The organism is Klebsiella sp. KP20-425-1 (genome assembly GCF_025813515.1).
Lineage (GTDB): Bacteria > Pseudomonadota > Gammaproteobacteria > Enterobacterales > Enterobacteriaceae > Klebsiella > Klebsiella pneumoniae.
Genome location: NZ_CP109614.1, coordinates 2,088,700 through 2,109,485 on the forward strand (window position 1 = coordinate 2,088,700; position 20,786 = coordinate 2,109,485).

Below are 20,786 nucleotides of genomic sequence, written 5' to 3' on the forward strand. Positions count from 1 at the left end.
TTCGGTATCTGATGGGCACGTTTTACAGCAACGGGCTGAAGAAGTAAAACAGTCGCTCGGCGATCCGCTGCCACAGCGGACGTTTTAACCAGAGACGGGCATCCAGCAGGCGCGAGCGAGAGATATAATCATCCTGAACCGCCGCCAGATCGCTGCCAAAACCGGCGTCATCGATGACCAGGGTAATCTCGAAGTTGAGCCACAGGCTGCGCATATCCAGGTTGACGGTCCCCACCAGACTTAGCTCGCCATCGACCAGCACGCTCTTGGTATGCAACAGTCCGCCCTCAAACTGATAGATTTTGACCCCGGCCGCCAGCAGCTCGGTGAAGAAGGCCCGGCTGGCCCAGCCTACCAGCAGCGAATCGTTCTTGCGCGGTAAAATAATGCTCACGTCAACGCCGCGCTGGGCGGCGGTACAGATCGCATGCAGCAGGTCGTCGCTGGGTACGAAGTAGGGGGTGGTCATGATCAGATGCTCTTTCGCCGCATAGGCGGCGGTGAGGAGAGCCTGATGAATCAGATCTTCCGGAAAGCCCGGTCCGGAGGCGATCGTGTGAATAGTATGTCCGCTGGCCTCTTCGAACGGCATGATATTGACGTCCGGGGGCGGCGGCAGAATGCGCTTGCCGGTCTCTATTTCCCAGTCGCAGGAGTAGACGATGCCCATCGAGGTCGCCACCGGGCCTTCCATTCGCGCCATCAGATCAATCCACTGTCCGACTCCTGAGTCCTGTTTAAAGTAGCGCGGATCGACCATATTCATGCTGCCGGTGTAGGCGATATAGTTATCGATCATCACCATTTTACGATGCTGACGCAGGTCCATCCGGCGCAGGAACACGCGCATCAGGTTAACCTTAAGAGCTTCGACGACTTCAATACCGGCGTTACGCATCATCGCCGCCCATGGGCTGCGGAAAAAGGCCACGCTGCCCGCGGAGTCGAGCATTAGCCGACAGTGAACCCCGCGGCGAGCGGCGGCCATCAGCGATTCAGCGACGCTGTCGGCCATGCCGCCGGGCTGCCAGATATAAAAGACCATCTCTATGTTGTGACGGGCCAGCTGAATATCGCGGATCAGGGCCTGCATCACGTCGTCAGATTCCGTCAGCAGCTGTAGCTGGTTGCCTTTTACGCCGCCAATGCCCTGACGCCGTTCGCACAGCTTGAACAGGGATTCGGCCACCGGGCTGTTATCTTCCGCGAAGATATGTTTGCAGGCTTTGAGGTCGTTTAACCACTTGGCCGTCGAGGGCCACATCGCCCTGGCGCGCTCGGCCCGACGCTTGCCGAGATGCAGCTCGCCAAAGGAGAGATAGGCGATGATCCCCACCAGCGGCAGGATATAAATGATCAGCAACCATGCCATGGCGGACGGGACAGCGCGGCGTTTCATTAGAATTCGTAATGTTACACCGGCGATCAACAGCCAGTACCCCAGAATGACCAGCCAGTTCACCACCGTGTAAAAGGTTGTCATAGATGTAAAATCCTTTTGAATGACGATATGTGATGAGTTTACGCATCAGTATTTTTCTGGCAAATAAAAACGCAGCGAAAGCGGTAGTCAGTTGCTGGCAGAGGTTTATAATGGGGGCTGTTTTCACTCGTAGAGTCGTTGCAATGAAGCGTAGTAGAACGGAAGTAGGGCGCTGGCGCATGCTGAGACAGGTGAATCGCCGTAAAGCGCGCTGGCTGGAAGCCCAATCGCGCCGCAATATGCGGATCCTCGCTATCAGGAAGGGGCTGGTGAAACGGCAGCGTCATGCCCTGCTGTTTATCTTCCCTGACAGCTAAGCGAGCAGGCAAACGGCACCGTACGCGGTGCCGTTGTCGTTTTCTCTCTGCGCTAAATTCCCGTTGCACATCTCCATAGGGCAATGATGGTTTTTCTTGCTGCGATGCGACGACAAAACAGAGCTCCCGCCTCAGTGAAAAAGAGATGCTACGCCTGGCTTGTAATGACGGACGACAAGATCCAGAGCCAAGTCGTTTGCGGCGCGACAGGAATTAACCGTCAGATAGCATTTATTGCCGCTCAGGGTTTATTGCCGCTCAGGAAGGGCATGGCGTTGTTAAATGCTTAATGATATGACCGGCCAGCTGCGGTAACCAGGCGGGAACTGAGGGAATGAGAAAACAGACTCAGACAGGCAAGGGGGTTATTAAGCGGTCCAGCGCGTTGAAGCTCAATGAACCGACCGATCCTGACCATGAATAATCTGAGCCTGTTATATTATCCAGAGAGGCCATGCAATAAGCATCCTGAATAAAACGCAATCGTTGCGCCAGCTTTTACTTATTTTGCATAGGCTTCCGTGGATAACGTGATGGTGACGTTATCACTTACCGCCGGCACATATTTATCAAGCTTAAAGTCTGAACGTTTTATCACCCCGGTGGCATCAAATCCAATGGCCTCTTTTTTCACCATTGGGTGCATATCCTGCTTATTCAGGACGGCATGCAGGACCACCGGTTTGGTGATGCCTTTAATGGTCAAATTACCTTCCACATCATATTTATTGTCGCCTTTGCTTTCCACTTTGGTACTCTGGAAAGTGGCGTTGGGAAACGTTTTAACATCAAAATACTCTTTGCCTAAAAACTCATCCGTTAACGCCTTGACGTGAGCGTCAATGGTTTTCACTGGCAGCGTGACGTTCACCGAGGATTTCTCCGGATTCTCTTTATCAAAGGCCAGTTTCCCTGAAACATCAGAGATATAGGCGGTAGGGTTTGAGAAGCCGAAATGGTTCCAGGAGATCACAACCGAGGTATGCTGTGGATCAAGACTGTATTCCTTAGCCGCGGCTTGCGACACAGGAATATATAAGGCAAGTACAGAAAGCAATGCGGTTTTTTTCAGGGTATTCACACAATAATCCTCAAAATCGGCAGGTACATAAATGTTAGCCCAAAAAAATACAGGGCTTATTGAAAACATTTGTTATTCCCTTTCAAATTTTTTAATCAAGCAGTGATGCCCCTACTATCACTCTGCGTGAAGTTTACGCAACGAAATTAATAGGCTTTAAAAATGATGCTCAGCAACTTAACGCTGGCAGCGTAGTTAATACCCCTTTATGCCTGCCAGGTAAACCTTTGTCTACAGGGGGGTTATTTCCACGTGCTTTCAAGCGGCTACGGTCCCGAATATAGCAAGATGGGCTACGTTCGGTTCCGCGGCATCCGCAGTGGATGCCCAATAATATTTTTTTTCAGGCTTTCATATCTGTCGTTAAGCAACTATCTTTCAGTTATTTTTTTCTTTCTATTGCATTGTAGATTTATAGGGCTATATCAGGATGTGCTGACATTAAATGCAAGCGCTAAATAACAACGCGATCCTCCTTAACAGCCTTACACAAGGTATTAGTAATTCACTATCACGCGCGGCGTCGATGTTTTGTCAGCATTTTCCATTGTCGAAAAAAGCGAGGCGATGGTCGATGATGGGGTAGCAGGAGAAAGTGCGTGCTCATCTTCCAGGCTTCTCAGGCGGATAACAGTCAACGCTTTCGCGAGGTTAAAAAGGGCGACACTTCAATGTCGTGTACCAAAATGCGCCCTTCATTCTGATGACCCGGGTGTTTTTGTGGTTAGCCAGAAAAAGGAAAGGGTATTTTCAAAAAACCTTCTTATACGGCTTAACTGAGACCTGGCGGTAAACCCCGGCGGCGATATACGGATCGTCATTGGCCCAGGCCTGGGCCGCTTCCAGCGATTCAAACTCGGCAATCACCGTTGAGCCGCTGAATCCTGCTGCGCCCGGTTCGTTACTGTCAACGGCCGGCATTGGCCCGGCGGTAAGCAGTCGGCCTTCATCGTGTAAGAGTTGTAAACGCGCGAGATGCGCGGGGCGAACCGACAGCCGCTTTTCCAGAGAATCGGCGATATCTTCAGCGTAGATAACGTAAAGCACGGCAAAGCTCCTTATCAATAATCAGGCGAATTACGTTAAGTTAAACAGCGATGGACTGCAATGCAAAGATGCGCTCTGGAGTGGAAAGCACTGCCGACGCAGCTTTTTTCTGCAAATGGCGGCAAAAATTGACTCAGGTTAAGACGCCTTATTGAATATGATTGCTATTTGCATTTAAAATCGGAGCATCATTTTTCAACAGAAACGACTATGAGCGCAATGACCCTTGATTTACCTCGCCGCTTTCCGTGGCCAACGCTGCTGTCCGTGGCTATCCACGGTGCCGTTGTGGCGGGGCTGCTTTATACCTCGGTACATCAGGTTATTGAACAGCCTTCTCCGACGCAGCCGATAGAGATCACAATGGTGGCGCCGGCCGATCTTGAGCCGCCTCCGGCGGCGCAGCCTGTCGTGGAGCCCGTTGTTGAACCCGAACCTGAGCCGGAGCCAGAGGTAGTGCCTGAACCGCCGAAAGAGGCGCCGGTGGTGATCCATAAACCGGAACCTAAGCCGAAGCCCAAACCTAAACCCAAGCCTAAGCCGGAGAAAAAGGTTGAACAGCCGAAGCGGGAAGTGAAGCCGGCTGCAGAGCCGCGTCCGGCCTCGCCGTTTGAAAACAACAATACGGCGCCGGCGCGTACAGCGCCAAGCACCTCGACAGCAGCGGCTAAACCCACCGTTACTGCTCCGAGCGGCCCGCGGGCGATCAGCCGCGTTCAGCCGTCCTATCCGGCGCGCGCTCAGGCGCTGCGCATTGAAGGGACGGTACGGGTGAAGTTTGACGTTTCGCCTGATGGCCGCATTGATAATCTGCAGATCCTCTCTGCTCAGCCGGCGAATATGTTCGAACGCGAGGTGAAAAGCGCGATGCGCAGATGGCGTTATCAGCAGGGAAGACCGGGTACCGGCGTAACGATGACCATCAAATTCCGCCTGAACGGCGTCGAGATTAACTGATAAAACGCTGCGGCGGACCGGCAAGGTCCGCCGTGAAGCTTGTTTAACGCATTTTCTCCATCAATACATCATCCAGCGCCTGCTGGGCCGTTACCAGGTGCTGGCCGCCAAACAAAATCGCTCTGTTCAGCAGAGTATAAAGCTGATAAATCGGCTGACGATCGAGAAAACCCGACGGCAGAGGCGAAACGGACTGATAGCCGTCATAGATTTGCGGGGGCTGTTCCGGATGCATCGGCAGCATGGCTAAATCGCACTCGCGGTCGCCCCAGTAGCAGGCGGGATCGAATATATAGGGGCCATCCGGCCCTAAGGCGCAGTTGCCGGACCACAGATCCCCGTGCAGCAGCGAAGGCTGCGGCTGATGGTTGGCCAGTCGCTGCTGTACCATATCGACTAAGGTATCGATATCGCCAAAGTGCAATCCCTTCTCCGCCGCGAGCTCCAGCTGCCAGCCGATACGCTGCTCGGCAAAAAAAACCGACCAGCGACGCTGCCAGGCGTTGGGCTGCGGCGTGGTGGAAAGATCGTTATCAAAATCCAGACCGAACTGCGGCTGATCGCTCCACTGATGGAGGTGGGCTAGCTGCTGGCCAAGCAGAAACGCATTGTGCGCATCCAGCGGACGGGGAGGGAGGTACTCCATGACCACGAAGCTATAGTCGCGATCGCTGCCGACGGCAAAGACCTGCGGTACGCGAACGGTTTTGCTTCGCGACAGCAGCTCCAGCTGATCGGACTCGGCGGTGAAGATAGGCAGAAGTTCCCGTTCGTCGCATTTCACGAAGTAATCTTTCCCGCCGAAGCGTAAATGCCAGGCGGAATGGATCTCTCCACCGGGCAGCTCGGTTTTCAGTTCGATTTCAGCGTCTTCGGTATGCCAATCGCGTAAAAGAGTACTGATTGCTTGCCACATGCTGTCTCTCCCCATGTTTTCCACCATATCATAAGGTTAGCGCATTACTACCGGGTAAACCTGGAACTGACGCACAACTGACGCTTTCCGTTGCGCTAAACGCACTTATTGAGCTTTTAACCACTCGGCGAATGTGGCCACAGCGATTTCCGCCGGGCGGCCAAGGGCCGCTTCCGCCAGGCCAGCGCTGAGGGCCTTAACTTCCTCGGCCGTCTGGCCGCTCAGCAGGCCGAAGGTGTTGGTACCCAGCTCATGGGGCGTGCCCTCTTCATCATTGAGCGTCAGTACAAACCCGGCACGGGTAAAATGGTTGCTGACCTCATTGATCTCCGTCAGCGCCTGTTCATGGAAGGTCACGCTGACGACCCAGGCGGTAATCTCATTACTCATCTCTACACCCCGTTGTTATGCATGGCCTTTCCAGCATAGACCATCCTGCTTATATTGTGATTCCCCTCCGCCGGCGCGGAGGGGGCAGGGAAGATCAACGCCCGCAGAGATAATCATAGATTTTTTGCGTATTGGCCCGCGAGCAGAGGCGGGTGCCCTGGTTGATGGTCGCGGCGCTACCGGCGGCGACGCCAAAGCGTACCATGTCTTCAAGGCTGGCGTTTTCCGCCAGACGCAAGGTCATGGCGCCCACCATGCTGTCGCCAGCGCCGACGGTGCTCTGGCTTTTCATCGGTGGCGGCACTACCTGAACGCTGCCGCTGGCGTCCACGCCTAATGCCCCCTGCGGACCCAGGGAGACCACCACCCGGCGCACTTTACCGGACTGGATCAACGACTGAGCGGCAAGGCGCACGTCATCGGGTTGGCTGAGATCGCGCTGCACGAGGGCGCTAAGCTCTTTCTGGTTCGGTTTCACCAGCTCAATATTGCCGACGTCCAGCGCGGCGGCCAGCGCATCGCCGGAACTGTCAATGATGCAGCGCAGTCCCTGCTGTTGCGCATTTTTCACCAGTTGCATCAGATTATCGACGCTAATACCTGGCGGCAGGCTGCCGCTGACCACCAGCAGAGAGCCGGGTTCGATAGTCAGAACCTTCTCTTCCAGACGGCGGAATTCATCGTCCGTCAGTGCCGCGCCGGGCATAACGAAGCGATACTGTTCGCCGCTGGCGGCCACGTGGACGTGCAGGTTTTGCCGCGTCCAGTCGCGGGTTTCGACGGTCTCGACCGGCACCTGCTCATCGGCCAGCAGGGCGGCAAGATGCTCGCCGGTAGCGCCACCGACCGGGAAAATGGCGGTGGCTTTGCCGCCGAGAAAGGTCACGGCGCGGGCCACATTGATCCCGCCGCCGCCAGGTTCAAATACCGGCGCGCTGCAGCGAAGTTTGCCTTCCGGGTAGATCTGTGGGGTTTGCGTGGCGCTATCCAGCGAGGGGGCCAGCGTGAGCGTGTAAATTTTGGTCATTCCTTCTCCTCCTTAATACGGCGACTGTCGTTAATTTAAGCATGGCACGATGACTCGGGGAGGGAAAGTCCAGTTCCTGACAGTTTTGCAAAGATGCCTCTATTTTCATTATGAAATAAAGATTGTTTCCGGAGCTGTCTTATTCAAAAAACGAAAGAGTAAGTGATTGCTATGTTATTCGTGCTTTTTTATAATTTGCTACCTTTCTTAGGACCTGCACTCCGCGATCCTCGCGAAAGTTTCCGGGACCCTCAGGTCTCTTTTATGTTGTACGGACGCTAAATTCAATGAGCCGGCGAGATTATGCCTGTTCATCATTTGTACTGTCCTAAAAAAATGTATTTTAGAGAGTTATAATGAAGCTTTTAAAGACAGTACCCGCAGCGGTTATGCTGGCGGGGGGGCTTTTTGCGTCTGTTGGCGCAATGGCCGATGATTCTGTATTTACCGTCATGGATGACCCTTCCGCTGCCAAAAAACCGTTCGAAGGGGTGGTTAACGCAGGCTACCTGGCGCAGTCCGGCAACACCAAGAGCTCTTCGATGACGGCGGATTCCACCCTGACCTGGTATGGTAATACCACCGCCTGGTCGCTGTGGGGCAACGCCAGCAACACGTCGTCCAATGATGAGCGATCCTCAGAAAAATATGCTGTCGGCGGACGTAGCCGCTACAACCTGACCGATATGAACTATGTTTTTGGTCAGGGTAGCTGGCTAACTGACCGCTACAACGGCTATCAACAGCGCGATGTTGTGACGGCGGGCTATGGTCGTCAGATCCTCAACGGGCCGGTGCACAGTCTGCGGTTTGAATTCGGTCCTGGCGTTCGCTATGACGAATATACCGACGGGGATACTGATACCCAGCCGCTGGGTTATGCTTCGGGTACATGGGCCTGGCAGATGACCGATAACGCCAAATTTTCGCAAGGGGTATCGGTGTTCGGCGCCGAGGACACCACGGTCAACTCAGAGAGCGCGTTAAACGTGGCGATTAACGCCCATTTCGCCCTGAAGGTCGCCTACAACGTGACCTGGAACTCTGAGCCGCCTGCGTCCGCGCCGGAGCATACCGATCGCCGGACCTCGCTCTCCCTCGGGTATAAGATGTAATATTTCAGGCCGGGTTTTCCCCGGCCTGTTCGTTTTGGTTTTAGCAATTAGTGATATTATTTTTTTCTGGCCGTTCGTTTTACTTTTTGTAAAAAGGAAATAGCCCTCCATTTTTTCTCCATTATTCACGAGCGCCTGACAAATATTCATTCTATTTGACACAAATAGCTAAATATTCGACGGACAAATATGTGATCTGGATCTATACTAACAAGCACTGACCGGAGGGCGACATTGCCCGGTCTGATTTCCGTAATAAGAGAATTAACATCATGAAAAACAATCGTTATACCATCGCAGCCCTGGCGCTGTGCGTGCTTTCTTTTGGCGCATCAGCCGCCACGCCCGTTCCGCCATCGGGTCATCAGGATCATACCCAGGTAGGTATCGCCAAAGCCACTGACGTTGAGGCTGGTTCGAATATTGCGCCCGGCGCCCCTAGCACCGGAAAATCCATGAACGACGCCTTTAATGTGCATACGCTGATGGCCGGCGAGTGGTCTTAATATTGCAGGCTATCGTTTCGCGAGCGGTCTAATAAGCCGGGTTAAGTGGTACCGGTTTAATGGCCCGCGGTATACATTCAGCAGGTAATATCTCTACCTCTCTTTTATCATGTCCGAATAATATCGTCCGGCGCCATTGGCCAATATTACCGCGCCACATCGCTTATATTCTGCTTTTTATCCGTGGCCCTCTTGTTTTCTCCGCATTCCGCCATCATTTATGCTGTCGCGGCTTTAATCACGTACCAATGATGTGTAAACTACTCCCCGGTGTTATCAGCAGGCGGTTGCAGGGGGGAGCGATCGTTCCGGTCGTGCTCCTATTTTCGCAGAGTGAAGCGGGAACTGCGCCTTAACCTGATGATAATTATGATTATATAGTTTTGTATGTGCTCTTTCGTGCGGGGCACCACTGCAAATAAGGACATAAAATGCCTGTAATTACGCTTCCTGATGGCAGCCAACGCCATTTTGACCACGCAGTTAGTCCGATGGATGTCGCGCTGGATATCGGTCCAGGCCTGGCGAAAGCCACCATTGCCGGGCGGGTAAACGGTGAACTGGTAGACGCCTGTGACCCGATCGAATCCGATTCCACTCTCTCTATCATCACCGCGAAAGATGAAGAAGGGCTGGAGATCATTCGTCACTCCTGCGCGCACCTGTTAGGCCATGCCATCAAACAGCTGTGGCCCAACACCAAAATGGCTATCGGTCCGGTTGTCGATAATGGTTTCTACTATGACGTAGACCTCGACCACACCCTGACCCAGGAAGATATCGACGCGCTCGAAAAACGTATGCATGAGCTCGCCGAGAAAAACTACGACGTTATCAAGAAGAAAGTGAGCTGGCATGAAGCGCGTGAAACCTTCGTGAAACGCGGCGAAAGCTATAAAGTTTCTATTCTTGATGAAAACATTGCCCATGATGACAAGCCAGGCCTGTATCATCATGAAGAATATATCGATATGTGCCGCGGTCCGCACGTACCGAACATGCGCTTCTGCCATCACTTTAAGCTGATGAAAACCGCCGGAGCCTACTGGCGTGGCGACAGCAACAATAAAATGTTGCAGCGTATCTACGGCACCGCGTGGGCAGATAAAAAAGCGCTGAATGCCTACCTGCAGCGTCTGGAAGAAGCCGCCAAGCGTGACCACCGTAAAATCGGTAAGCAGCTCGACCTGTATCACATGCAGGAAGAGGCGCCGGGGATGGTGTTCTGGCACAATGACGGCTGGACCATCTTCCGTGAACTGGAAACGTTTGTTCGTTCTAAACTGAAAGAGTACCAGTATCAGGAAGTAAAAGGTCCGTTCATGATGGACCGTGTGCTGTGGGAAAAAACCGGCCACTGGGACAACTACAAAGATGCGATGTTCACCACCTCTTCTGAGAACCGTGAATACTGTATCAAGCCGATGAACTGCCCGGGTCACGTGCAGATCTTCAACCAGGGGCTGAAATCCTACCGCGACCTGCCGCTGCGTATGGCGGAATTCGGTAGCTGCCACCGTAACGAACCGTCTGGCGCGCTGCATGGTCTGATGCGCGTGCGCGGCTTTACCCAGGATGATGCGCATATCTTCTGTACTGAAGATCAGGTTCGCGATGAAGTGAACGCCTGTATTCGTATGGTCTACGATATGTATAGCACCTTTGGCTTCGAGAAGATCGTCGTCAAACTGTCGACTCGCCCGGAAAAACGTATCGGTAGCGACGAGACCTGGGATCGCGCGGAAGCGGATCTGGCGGTGGCGCTGGAAGAAAATAACATCCCATTTGAATATCAACTCGGTGAAGGGGCGTTCTACGGCCCGAAAATTGAATTTACCCTGTATGACTGCCTCGATCGTGCATGGCAGTGCGGTACCGTACAGCTGGACTTCTCTCTGCCGCAGCGTTTAAGCGCCTCCTATGTGGGCGAAAACAACGAGCGTCAGGTGCCGGTCATGATTCACCGTGCGATTCTCGGTTCTCTGGAGCGCTTCATTGGCATCCTGACCGAAGAGTTCGCAGGCTTCTTCCCAACCTGGATTGCACCAGTGCAGGTAGTGGTCATGAATATTACCGATTCTCAGGCTGAATACGTTAACGAATTGACGCGTAAACTACAAAATGCGGGCATTCGTGTAAAAGCAGACTTGAGAAATGAGAAGATTGGCTTTAAAATCCGCGAGCACACTTTACGTCGTGTCCCGTATATGTTGGTCTGTGGCGACAAAGAAGTCGAAGCCGGCAAAGTGGCCGTGCGCACCCGTCGCGGGAAAGACCTCGGCAGCATGGACGTAAATGAAGTGATCGAGAAGCTGCAACAAGAGATTCGCAGCCGCAGTCTTCAACAACTGGAGGAATAAGGTATTAAAGGCGGAAAACGAGTTCAAACGGCACGTCCGAATCGTATTAATGGCGAGATTCGCGCCCAGGAAGTTCGCTTAACAGGTCTGGAAGGTGAGCAGCTGGGAATTGTGAGTCTGAGAGAAGCTATCGAAAAGGCTGAAGAGGCTGGAGTAGATTTAGTTGAAATCAGCCCTAACGCCGAGCCGCCAGTTTGTCGTATCATGGACTACGGCAAGTTCCTTTATGAAAAGAGTAAGTCTTCTAAGGAACAGAAGAAGAAGCAGAAAGTTATCCAGGTTAAGGAAATTAAATTCCGCCCTGGTACTGATGAAGGTGACTATCAGGTAAAACTCCGCAGCCTGATTCGCTTTCTCGAAGATGGCGATAAGGCCAAGATCACGCTGCGTTTCCGCGGTCGTGAGATGGCCCACCAGCAGATCGGTATGGAAGTGCTTAACCGCGTGAAAGACGATCTGGTTGAACTGGCAGTAGTCGAATCCTTCCCAACGAAGATCGAAGGCCGCCAGATGATCATGGTGCTCGCTCCTAAGAAGAAACAGTAAGGCCATCAAGAAACATTTCCGGTGGGCTTCGGCTCACTGGTTTTGTTCGCCTTTGTTTCGTTTATTAACAATGCGAAGTGGAAGTTATTAAAATGCCAAAAATTAAGACCGTACGCGGTGCTGCTAAGCGCTTCAAAAAAACCGGTAAAGGTGGTTTTAAGCACAAGCACGCTAACCTGCGTCACATTCTGACTAAAAAAGCTACCAAGCGTAAACGTCACCTGCGTCCGAAAGCCATGGTTTCCAAAGGCGATCTGGGCCTGGTTATCGCGTGCCTGCCGTACGCATAAGTCGTTAACGTTTAACTTTTTTAACTTAGAATAGATACAGGAGAGCACACATGGCTCGCGTAAAACGTGGTGTAATTGCACGTGCACGTCACAAGAAAATTTTGAAACAAGCTAAAGGCTACTACGGTGCGCGTTCTCGCGTATACCGCGTTGCCTTCCAGGCTGTTATCAAAGCTGGTCAGTACGCTTACCGTGACCGTCGTCAACGTAAACGTCAGTTCCGTCAACTGTGGATTGCACGTATCAACGCAGCAGCACGTCAGAACGGTATTTCTTACAGCAAATTCATCAATGGCCTGAAAAAAGCCTCTGTTGAAATCGACCGTAAGATCCTGGCTGACATCGCTGTATTCGACAAAGTAGCGTTCACCGCTCTGGTCGAAAAAGCGAAAGCAGCTCTGGCATAAGCCAGTTGAAAGAGGGAGCTTGTCTCCCTCTTTTCGTTTCAACACCATCAATACATTGACTTTTATCGGCGCAGGCTTTTCAATACAGCTCTGACGTTTCTTACCAGACAAGGTAATGCAAGCATGAATGCTGCTATTTTCCGCTTCTTTTTTTACTTTAGCACCTGAACTCAGGGGGCTTGCGCGTGAAAGAAGAAACGGAAAACAGCGCCAGAAAGCCTCCCCTGTGGAGGCTTTTTTCGTATATGGATTCGGAATATTAATTTCACTATAACCGGTGTCTGCACCGACATAATGAGGAAAACCATGTCACATCTCGCAGAGCTGGTTGCCAGTGCCAAGGCAGCCATTAACGAGGCATCAGATGTTGCTGCGCTGGACAACGTCCGCGTGGAATACCTGGGTAAAAAAGGGCATCTGACCCTGCAAATGACCACCCTGCGTGAGCTGCCGCCGGAAGAGCGTCCGGCAGCCGGTGCGGTCATCAACGAGGCGAAAGAGCAGGTGCAGCAGGCGCTGAACGCGCGTAAAGCTGAACTGGAAGGCGCAGCGCTGAATGCGCGTCTGGCCGCAGAGACCATTGACGTCTCGCTGCCGGGTCGCCGCATTGAAAACGGCGGCCTGCATCCGGTTACTCGCACCATCGACCGTATTGAAAGTTTCTTCGGTGAGCTCGGCTTTACCGTGGCGACGGGCCCGGAAATCGAAGACGATTACCACAACTTCGATGCGCTGAATATTCCGGGTCACCATCCGGCGCGCGCTGACCACGACACTTTCTGGTTCGATGCCACTCGCCTGCTGCGTACGCAGACCTCCGGCGTGCAGATCCGCACCATGGAAAACCAGCAGCCGCCTATCCGTATTATCGCGCCGGGCCGCGTCTATCGTAACGACTACGATCAGACCCACACCCCGATGTTCCATCAGATGGAAGGTCTGATCGTTGATAAAAATATCAGCTTCACCAACCTGAAAGGGACGCTGCACGACTTCCTGAACAACTTCTTTGAAGAAGATCTGCAGGTCCGCTTCCGTCCGTCCTACTTCCCGTTCACCGAACCGTCTGCGGAAGTTGACGTAATGGGTAAAAACGGCAAATGGCTGGAAGTGCTGGGCTGCGGGATGGTGCACCCGAACGTGCTGCGTAACGTGGGTATCGATCCGGAAGTCTACTCCGGCTTCGCCTTCGGCATGGGCATGGAGCGTCTGACCATGCTGCGCTATGGCGTCACCGATCTGCGCGCGTTCTTCGAAAACGATCTGCGTTTCCTCAAACAGTTTAAATAAGGGCAGGACAGAACAATGAAATTCAGTGAACTGTGGTTACGCGAATGGGTTAACCCGGCGATCGACAGCGAAGCGCTTTCCGATCAGATCACCATGGCGGGCCTCGAAGTAGATGGCGTTGAGCCGGTCGCCGGCAGCTTCAACGGCGTCGTTGTCGGTGAAGTGGTGGAGTGCGGTCAGCACCCGAACGCCGACAAACTGCGCGTCACCAAAGTCAACGTCGGCGGCGAACGCCTGCTGGACATCGTCTGCGGCGCGCCAAACTGCCGTCAGGGGCTAAAGGTCGCGGTAGCCACCATCGGCGCCGTGCTGCCGGGCGATTTCAAAATCAAGGCCGCGAAGCTGCGCGGCGAGCCGTCTGAGGGGATGCTGTGCTCCTTCTCCGAGCTGGGTATTTCCGACGACCATAGCGGTATCATCGAGCTGCCGGCAGATGCGCCCATCGGCACCGATATTCGCGAATACCTCAAGCTTGACGATAACACCATCGAAATCAGCGTCACGCCAAACCGCGCCGACTGCCTGGGCATCATTGGCGTGGCGCGCGATGTCGCTGTCCTGAACAAAGCGCCGCTGAACGCGCCGGAAATCACGCCGGTTGCCGCGACGATTGACGACGTGCTGCCGATTCAGGTTGACGCGCCGCAGGCTTGCCCGCGCTATCTGGGGCGCGTGGTGAAAGGTATCAACGTCAAAGCGCCGACGCCGCTGTGGATGAAAGAGAAGCTGCGCCGCTGCGGGATCCGCTCCATCGACGCGGTGGTTGACGTGACCAACTATGTGCTGCTTGAGCTGGGCCAGCCGATGCACGCCTTTGACCGCGACCGTATTGAAGGCGGGATCGTGGTGCGCATGGCGAAAGAAGGGGAAACCCTGGTCCTGCTCGATGGCTCTGAAGCAAAGCTCGACAGCGACACGCTGGTCATTGCAGACCATAACAAAGCGCTGGCGATGGGGGGGATCTTCGGCGGGGAACACTCCGGCGTTAACGACGAAACCCAGAACGTGCTGCTGGAATGCGCGTTCTTCAGCCCGCTGTCCATTACCGGCCGCGCGCGCCGTCATGGCCTGCACACCGATGCCTCTCACCGCTATGAGCGCGGCGTCGATCCGGCCCTGCAGTATAAAGCGCTGGAGCGTGCAACCCGTCTGCTGATCGACCTCTGCGGCGGTGAAGCCGGCCCGGTCATTGACGTTACCAGCAAAGAGAATCTACCAACACGCGCCACCATTACGCTGCGTCGCAGCAAGCTGGATCGCCTGATTGGCCACCATATCGCTGACGCGCAGGTCACCGACATTCTGCAGCGCCTCGGCTGCGAAGTGACGGTTGGCGAGGGCGAATGGCAGGCGGTTGCGCCGAGCTGGCGTTTCGACATGGAGATCGAAGAAGATCTGGTTGAAGAAGTGGCTCGCGTTTACGGCTACAACAACATTCCTGACGAGCCGGTGCAGGCGGGTCTGATCATGGGAACCCACCGCGAAGCGGACCTGTCGCTGAAGCGCGTGAAAACGCTGCTGAACGACAAAGGCTATCAGGAAGTGATCACCTACAGCTTCGTCGACCCGAAAGTCCAGCAGCTGATCCACGCCGGGGAAGAGGCGCTGATCCTGCCAAGCCCGATCTCCAGCGAAATGTCGGCGATGCGCCTGTCGCTGTGGACCGGCCTGCTGGGCACCGTGGTCTACAACCAGAACCGTCAGCAGAGCCGGGTGCGCATCTTTGAGAGCGGCCTGCGCTTTGTGCCGGACACCAATGCGCCGCTGGGCATTCGTCAGGATGTGATGCTGGCCGGGGCGATCTGCGGCAACCGCTACGAAGAGCACTGGACACTGGCGAAAGAGACGGTCGATTTCTATGATCTGAAAGGCGATCTGGAAGCCGTTCTGGATTTAACCGGAAAATTAGCGGATATCGAATTCCGTGCTGAAGCGACCACCGCGCTGCATCCGGGACAATCCGCAGCGATTTATCTTAAAGGTGAACGCATTGGTTTCATTGGGGTTGTTCATCCTGAGCTGGAACGTAAACTGGATCTGAACGGTCGCACTCTGGTGTTCGAACTGGAGTGGAACAAGCTCGCAGACCGCGTGGTGCCTCAGGCGCGCGATATTTCCCGCTTCCCGGCGAACCGTCGCGACATCGCGGTGCTGGTCGCGGAAAACGTGGCTGCCGCCGATGTTTTAGCCGAATGTAAGAAAGTTGGCGTAAATCAGGTAGTTGGCGTAAACTTATTTGACGTGTACCGTGGTAAGGGTGTGGCGGAAGGGTATAAGAGCCTTGCGATTAGCCTGATCCTGCAGGATACCAGCCGTACACTCGAAGAAGAGGAGATTGCCGCTACCGTTGCCAGATGTGTAGAGGCATTAAAAGAGCGATTCCAGGCATCATTGAGGGATTGAACCTATGGCGCTTACAAAAGCTGAAATGTCAGAATATCTGTTTGATAAGCTTGGGCTTAGCAAGCGGGATGCCAAAGAACTGGTCGAGTTGTTTTTCGAAGAGATCCGTCGTGCTCTGGAAAACGGAGAACAGGTCAAACTCTCCGGGTTCGGCAACTTCGATTTGCGGGATAAAAACCAACGCCCGGGACGTAACCCGAAGACGGGGGAGGATATTCCCATTACAGCCCGGCGCGTGGTGACCTTCAGACCCGGTCAGAAGCTGAAAAGCCGTGTCGAAAACGCGTCGCCGAAAGACAAATAATCTGAACTAATTAAAAAGGCCGCATTGCGGCCTTTTTCTTTTCTGTCAATCTTTACGCTTTGACGGCGGTGAGCATGATCTCCACCAGGATTTCTGGTCGCGCCATCTCCGCCTGCACGGCCGCTCGCGCCGGGCTATAGCCTTCCGGCATCCATTGCACCCACACCTCATTGAATGCGGCAAAGTCACGCTCGATATTTTTCAACCAGATCTGCGCGGAGAGAATGTGCTGCTTATCGCTCCCGGCTGCGGCCAGCAGCGCGTCGATCTTCTCCAGTACTTCACGGGTTTGTAAAATGATATCGTCTTCATTGCTTTTTGGCGTCTGCCCGGAGAGGAACAGCAGATCGCCATACGCAACGCTGGCGGCAAGACGAGGTTGTGGATTATTGCGAATAATTGTCATGCGGTTTGTTTCCATGTGAGACCTTCTAAAGAAATGTCTGGCATCTGATTGTCGATTAACGCGCCCAGCACCACCGCGCTGCCGGCGGCGAGAGTAAAGCCGAGGCTACCCTGGCCGAGGTTCATCCACAGGTTGGGGTAGCCGGCGCGCCCCAGCATCGGCGGGCCGGCTGGCGTTGACGGGCGCATGCCGGTCCAGACTTCGGCCTCGTCCAGCCCCTCCAGTTCAGGAAAGCTGCGGGCGACGATGTTTTTCAGCGCCTGAATGCGGCTTTCGCGCAGTTCGTCGCCGTCGTAGCCGATGTCCACCATCGCCGCGATACGCAGCTGTTGGCCAAGGCGGGCATAAACGATTTTGTGCCCGTAGTCGGTGACGCTGATGTCAGGGGCAATACCTGCTTTTTCAGGATAGGGCAGGGTCAGGCTGTACCCCTTCAGGGCGCACAGCGGCACGCGAACCCCCAGATGCCCAAGCAGAGAACCACTGCCGTTACCGGCGGCGACGACATACTCATCGCCGGTGAGGGTCCCCTGACTGGTCTCCAGGCTGCTGATGCGTCCCCCGCGCTTATGGAGTCGCCGCACCTCACACTGGGTCAGCAGGCTAAAGTCGCTGCTGGCATTGAGCTTGTCGAGCAGGGCAAGGCAGAACTGATGACAATCTGCCGTTTCATCGCCTGGCGAATAGATTCCGCCCTGCAGAGAAGGACTAATATGTTTGAGCGCCGGCTCCAGCTGCAGGCAGGCTTCAGCATTCAGCGCCTGCTGATACTGAGGATCAATCCCTTTTGCTGCTTTATTAAAATCATATTCGCGACGATGGATAATTAATTTTCCGCTGCGCCGCCAGTGGAAATCGGCAAGATTATCCTCATCCCGCCACGCCTGCATGACCTGACGGCTGAGCAGCGACAGGCGTAAAATATGGTCGCCATTCATTTTATTGGTCTGGTTATTACAGGCGCGCAGAAACTGCAGCAGCCAGCGCCACTGCTGGAGAGACATCCTGAGACGCATATTCAGCGGCGAATCGGCTTTGCCCATCCATTTCATTCCCTGCAGGGGAACGCCGCTGTCGGCAAGGGGGGCGACGTAGCGGTAACTTAATTGTCCGCCGTTGGCAAAACTGGTGGCGCTGCCCGGTTCGGCATTGCGCTCCAGTAATTGCACCTGATGGCCGCGCTTGATCAGTTCCCAGGCCGTGGCCAGACCGACCACGCCGCCGCCGATAATGACAATGCGTTTGTTCATAACCCGATATATCCACCGCTGATAAATTTATCGGGTTATGTCAAAGCATTTACCCCAGCGGCGCAATTGACTTTTTATGGTCAGGGTATAACCGCAGGTTAATCTCCTTGAGCTGCTGGCGCAGACGCTGGCAGAGAAAATCGACGAACTTTTGCGCCATCGGGCTCAGGGAAACGTCGGCCCGGCGTAACAGACAGAGGTTAATCGCCATCGGCGGCGTAATGGGATGGATCATCTCCGGGGCCAGGTTGTGCTGGGCGGAGAAGATATCAGTGATGCTGCAGCCCATGCCGCGCTTCACGAACTCGGTGGCCATATAGTAGGTCTGGACGTTTAGCCGGGTGGTGGAAAAGTCGCGACGGGTGGCGATGGCGGCAGAGAGCGAGTGCGGTCCCGGCGAGATCCAGCGCTGCTGGTCGATCTGATCGATCTCCACCGCCCCCTGACGATAATGACGGTCGATGTACACCAGCGGTACTTCGGCAATCAGGGTGGTCAGGATCTCCCCCTGCTGCACCGGCTGTAGCGTCAGCGCCAAATCTATCTCGCGCAAATCCAGTTTTTTGACCAGCGTCTCGGTGTGCTCGGTAGTGAGCGTCATCACCAGGTTGCTGTTTTGCTGATAAAAGTCGGTCACCAGCTCCGGCACCAGGCTTAACCCCAGGCTTGGCAGACAGCCTAAAGTGATCTTGGCGCGCGGATCGCGAGCCAGGTTGTCGGCCAGCAGGCGCAGGTTGTCCAGGTCCTGATAAATGCTCTGCGCTTTTTCGAAAAGTGTGATCGCCTCGCTGGTCGGCAGCAGCTTGCCGCGCACCCGCTGAAACAGGGTAAAACCCAGCTTCATTTCGGCGCTTTTTAACGCTTTGCTGGCCGCGGGCTGGGAGATATTGAGCGCTTCCGCCGCTCGCGATAAAGAGCCGCAGGTCATGACGGCATAGAAGATTTCCAGATGACGCAGTTTCATGAACAGTTAACTCAGGGTTATAGCCTACCGATAAAAAGTCATTTTCTACTAACACTAAGTTAACATAGATTTAATCACCAATCAGCGCATTGGTTACATCTTGTGCTGTAGACCCCGCCCAATGGCGGCATATTACGCTCTCAGAATCGTTTCCTTTGTACCCAAACAAACCCTCAGGCCGCGGCCAATCAATAATGAAAAAGAGGGAGGATATTTTCTGAGCAGGCCCCCATACACCACCTGACCATCATGGTCGGATTGATTGGCATTAAGGAGTGTTATGAGTGACTCAACGCTCACAGGCAATGCGCCTGTCAGACAAAATATCACGCGGAAAAACGTTATTATTGGTCTGTTATTGCTGCTGTTCGTGTTGATCGCGCTGTGGTGCCACGGTCGACCAGGCAGCGAGCTTGGTCTGCTGGGATTTACGCCGCTGGTGGCGCTAGCGATATTATCGCTGATCGGCGTTGATATTGTGCTGGCGGTCATCTCCTCGATTATTATCGCCATGATAATGACCTCGACCGGCCTGCCGGAAATGGGCACGATGCTGGCGAAATCCACCGGGTCATTTATTGCCACCGTTGGGCTTATCATTATGCTCGGCGCCGGCGTGGGGGAAGTGGCCACCCGCACCGGCGCAGCGGTTGAGCTGGTAAAATTTGTCGTCCATCGCATCGGGTTGTCGAGTCAGACGCGGGTGAAATTCGGCATTGTGGCGTCATCGATTTTAATTTGCGGTTCGCTGGGCACTATGGCCGGTGGCAATGCCATTATCGTGGCAGTAATCATTCCGGTGGCGGCAGCGGTACGCTTGACGCCGCCAACGGTCGCCGCGCTGATGATGACCGCCGGTTCCGTTGGGCTGTTTACCGGGCCTTTCACCCCCAGTACCGTGACGATCCTCAGCCTCGGTGGGTTGAGCTATCCGGACTATCTGCTGTACGTTGGTCTGCCGATGAGCGCGGTCACGCTGCTGGCCGGCTGGGTAATGGCGGGACGGATCCAGAAGATGACCGAAGGCAAACTGCGCTATGACGTCGATCTCGCGGAAAAGCCGCAAGAGGATCTCAGCGCCGCGCAGCAGCGTCGGCGTAAATTAAGCGCGCTGGCCTTCGCGGCGACCATCATCGTGATGGCGATCGTTGGCGTGGTGATTAAAGCCGGCTTCAGCTTCGCGATAATCGTGATGCTGCTGGTGGCCCTGATGACCGGCCTGGTAGGCGGCCTGCGACCGACGCAGATCCTTCAGGCACTGTATCACGGCTGCGGCCGTCTGGTGTGGATGTTTATTCTCTACTGGCTGTACAACCCGATCCTTGAGCTGATGGATGGCCTGCACGCCTATCAGGGGCTGCTGGAGTATACCCAACCGCTGCTGGAGGGGATCTCCCCGGCCTGGCTGTGCTTTAGCATCTTCGCGTTCAATATTATCGGCCATGTGCCCGGTGCGGCGGTGGCCCAGATGACCTTTACTCATAAAATCTTTGGCCCGATGCTGATGGCCGCCGGCGTGCCGCCCCAGGGGACCACCGCCGTGCTGCTGGCCTCATCCCAGGTGGACTGGTTCGGGCCGTTTCCCTCATCAGATATGTTCGCCCAGATGGGGCTGGCGCAGTCTACTCATCTGAAATATATGCTCTATAACGGCTGGGCAATCGTGGTGGCGAACATCATTCTCTTTGCGCTGCTGTTTCAGCTTCTGGTGTAAAGCGGGATGGTCG

Annotated in this window: 23 protein-coding genes and 1 other annotated feature; of the genes, 13 read left to right on the forward strand and 10 right to left on the reverse strand. The window is 54.5% G+C overall.

Features of this window, described 5'->3' with window-relative positions:
* Window positions 1–22 precede the first annotated feature (22 nt).
* Window positions 23–1,483, reverse strand: a complete 1,461-nt coding sequence (cls, locus tag OHJ17_RS10200; protein ID WP_002910077.1) for a cardiolipin synthase — start codon at window positions 1,481–1,483, stop codon at window positions 23–25.
* A gap of 143 nt (window positions 1,484–1,626) precedes the next feature.
* Between cls and OHJ17_RS10205 the strand changes: the two genes are divergently transcribed.
* Window positions 1,627–1,800, forward strand: a complete 174-nt coding sequence (locus OHJ17_RS10205; RefSeq protein ID WP_004194006.1) for a YciY family protein — start codon at window positions 1,627–1,629, stop codon at window positions 1,798–1,800.
* A 502-nt stretch (window positions 1,801–2,302) separates the two neighbouring features.
* Here OHJ17_RS10205 and OHJ17_RS10210 read toward each other — a convergent pair.
* The 3 genes from OHJ17_RS10210 to OHJ17_RS10220 form a co-directional block, all read right to left on the reverse strand.
* Window positions 2,303–2,950 (reverse strand): YceI family protein, encoded by a 648-nt coding sequence (locus OHJ17_RS10210; RefSeq protein ID WP_072196945.1) that lies wholly within the window; start codon window positions 2,948–2,950, stop codon window positions 2,303–2,305.
* A gap of 428 nt (window positions 2,951–3,378) precedes the next feature.
* Window positions 3,379–3,519 carry a hypothetical protein gene (locus OHJ17_RS10215; protein WP_009485717.1) on the reverse strand — a complete coding sequence of 47 codons (141 nt, stop codon included), beginning with the start codon at window positions 3,517–3,519 and terminating at the stop codon, window positions 3,379–3,381.
* A 112-nt stretch (window positions 3,520–3,631) separates the two neighbouring features.
* Window positions 3,632–3,928, reverse strand: coding sequence for a YciI family protein (locus tag OHJ17_RS10220; RefSeq protein WP_002910042.1), 297 nt, complete (start codon window positions 3,926–3,928; stop codon window positions 3,632–3,634).
* A 210-nt stretch (window positions 3,929–4,138) separates the two neighbouring features.
* Here OHJ17_RS10220 and tonB point away from each other — a divergent pair, with 210 nt between their 5' ends.
* On the forward strand, window positions 4,139–4,885 hold the full coding sequence (tonB, locus tag OHJ17_RS10225; RefSeq protein ID WP_004145385.1) for a TonB system transport protein TonB: 747 nt from the start codon (window positions 4,139–4,141) through the stop codon (window positions 4,883–4,885).
* 43 nt (window positions 4,886–4,928) lie between these two features.
* Here the strand turns inward: tonB and OHJ17_RS10230 are convergent, their stop codons facing one another.
* The 3 genes from OHJ17_RS10230 to pfkB all read right to left on the reverse strand — a co-directional run bounded on the left by OHJ17_RS10230 (window position 4,929) and on the right by pfkB (window position 7,218).
* Window positions 4,929–5,801, reverse strand: a complete 873-nt coding sequence (locus OHJ17_RS10230) for a fructosamine kinase family protein (protein WP_002910036.1) — start codon at window positions 5,799–5,801, stop codon at window positions 4,929–4,931.
* A 105-nt stretch (window positions 5,802–5,906) separates the two neighbouring features.
* Entirely contained in the window at window positions 5,907–6,191 is a 285-nt protein-coding gene (ghoS, locus tag OHJ17_RS10235; RefSeq protein WP_002910033.1) for a type V toxin-antitoxin system endoribonuclease antitoxin GhoS, read from the reverse strand.
* A gap of 94 nt (window positions 6,192–6,285) precedes the next feature.
* Entirely contained in the window at window positions 6,286–7,218 is a 933-nt protein-coding gene (pfkB, locus tag OHJ17_RS10240; protein ID WP_004145382.1) for a 6-phosphofructokinase II, read from the reverse strand.
* A gap of 356 nt (window positions 7,219–7,574) precedes the next feature.
* Between pfkB and OHJ17_RS10245 the strand changes: the two genes are divergently transcribed.
* From OHJ17_RS10245 to ihfA, 10 genes are all read left to right on the forward strand, one after another.
* Window positions 7,575–8,333 (forward strand): DUF481 domain-containing protein, encoded by a 759-nt coding sequence (locus tag OHJ17_RS10245; RefSeq protein WP_002910030.1) that lies wholly within the window; start codon window positions 7,575–7,577, stop codon window positions 8,331–8,333.
* 272 nt (window positions 8,334–8,605) lie between these two features.
* Complete coding sequence (locus OHJ17_RS10250) at window positions 8,606–8,839, forward strand: YdgH/BhsA/McbA family protein (protein ID WP_039818253.1); 234 nt, start codon at window positions 8,606–8,608, stop codon at window positions 8,837–8,839.
* Window positions 8,840–9,270: 431 nt separating this feature from the next.
* Window positions 9,271–11,199: a threonine--tRNA ligase gene (thrS, locus tag OHJ17_RS10255; protein WP_002910026.1), complete on the forward strand. Its 1,929-nt coding sequence runs from the start codon at window positions 9,271–9,273 to the stop codon at window positions 11,197–11,199.
* A gap of 3 nt (window positions 11,200–11,202) precedes the next feature.
* Window positions 11,203–11,745 carry a translation initiation factor IF-3 gene (gene infC / locus OHJ17_RS10260; RefSeq protein WP_004189469.1) on the forward strand — a complete coding sequence of 181 codons (543 nt, stop codon included), beginning with the start codon at window positions 11,203–11,205 and terminating at the stop codon, window positions 11,743–11,745.
* A 92-nt stretch (window positions 11,746–11,837) separates the two neighbouring features.
* On the forward strand, window positions 11,838–12,035 hold the full coding sequence (gene rpmI, locus OHJ17_RS10265) for a 50S ribosomal protein L35 (RefSeq protein WP_001124225.1): 198 nt from the start codon (window positions 11,838–11,840) through the stop codon (window positions 12,033–12,035).
* A gap of 50 nt (window positions 12,036–12,085) precedes the next feature.
* Window positions 12,086–12,442 carry a 50S ribosomal protein L20 gene (gene rplT / locus OHJ17_RS10270; protein ID WP_000124850.1) on the forward strand — a complete coding sequence of 119 codons (357 nt, stop codon included), beginning with the start codon at window positions 12,086–12,088 and terminating at the stop codon, window positions 12,440–12,442.
* A gap of 118 nt (window positions 12,443–12,560) precedes the next feature.
* Window positions 12,561–12,685, forward strand: a sequence feature (Phe leader region).
* Entirely contained in the window at window positions 12,566–12,610 is a 45-nt protein-coding gene (gene pheM, locus OHJ17_RS10275; RefSeq protein WP_001386830.1) for a pheST operon leader peptide PheM, read from the forward strand. It overlaps the preceding feature by 45 nt.
* Window positions 12,686–12,748: 63 nt before the next feature.
* Window positions 12,749–13,732 (forward strand): phenylalanine--tRNA ligase subunit alpha, encoded by a 984-nt coding sequence (gene pheS / locus OHJ17_RS10280; protein WP_002909105.1) that lies wholly within the window; start codon window positions 12,749–12,751, stop codon window positions 13,730–13,732.
* 15 nt (window positions 13,733–13,747) lie between these two features.
* Complete coding sequence (gene pheT, locus OHJ17_RS10285; protein ID WP_002909101.1) at window positions 13,748–16,135, forward strand: phenylalanine--tRNA ligase subunit beta; 2,388 nt, start codon at window positions 13,748–13,750, stop codon at window positions 16,133–16,135.
* Between the two features lie 4 nt (window positions 16,136–16,139).
* Window positions 16,140–16,439, forward strand: a complete 300-nt coding sequence (gene ihfA / locus OHJ17_RS10290) for an integration host factor subunit alpha (RefSeq protein WP_002909098.1) — start codon at window positions 16,140–16,142, stop codon at window positions 16,437–16,439.
* 52 nt (window positions 16,440–16,491) lie between these two features.
* Here the strand turns inward: ihfA and OHJ17_RS10295 are convergent, their stop codons facing one another.
* Genes OHJ17_RS10295 through OHJ17_RS10305 form a run of 3 tightly spaced genes read right to left on the reverse strand, consistent with a single transcriptional unit; the run spans window position 16,492 to window position 19,059 of the window.
* Window positions 16,492–16,845, reverse strand: a complete 354-nt coding sequence (locus OHJ17_RS10295) for a RidA family protein (protein WP_039818255.1) — start codon at window positions 16,843–16,845, stop codon at window positions 16,492–16,494.
* The gene (locus OHJ17_RS10300; protein WP_004180373.1) at window positions 16,842–18,095 is read right to left on the reverse strand and encodes a D-amino acid dehydrogenase; all 1,254 of its coding nucleotides are present in this window, start codon (window positions 18,093–18,095) and stop codon (window positions 16,842–16,844) included. Before OHJ17_RS10300 ends, OHJ17_RS10295 begins: the two co-directional genes overlap by 4 nt.
* Before the next feature lie 49 nt (window positions 18,096–18,144).
* Window positions 18,145–19,059, reverse strand: a complete 915-nt coding sequence (locus OHJ17_RS10305; RefSeq protein ID WP_002909089.1) for an HTH-type transcriptional regulator AdmX — start codon at window positions 19,057–19,059, stop codon at window positions 18,145–18,147.
* Window positions 19,060–19,339: 280 nt separating this feature from the next.
* On the opposite strand from OHJ17_RS10305, the gene OHJ17_RS10310 reads away from it, so the two are divergent.
* Entirely contained in the window at window positions 19,340–20,773 is a 1,434-nt protein-coding gene (locus tag OHJ17_RS10310) for a hypothetical protein (protein ID WP_039818257.1), read from the forward strand.
* Window positions 20,774–20,786 lie beyond the last annotated feature (13 nt).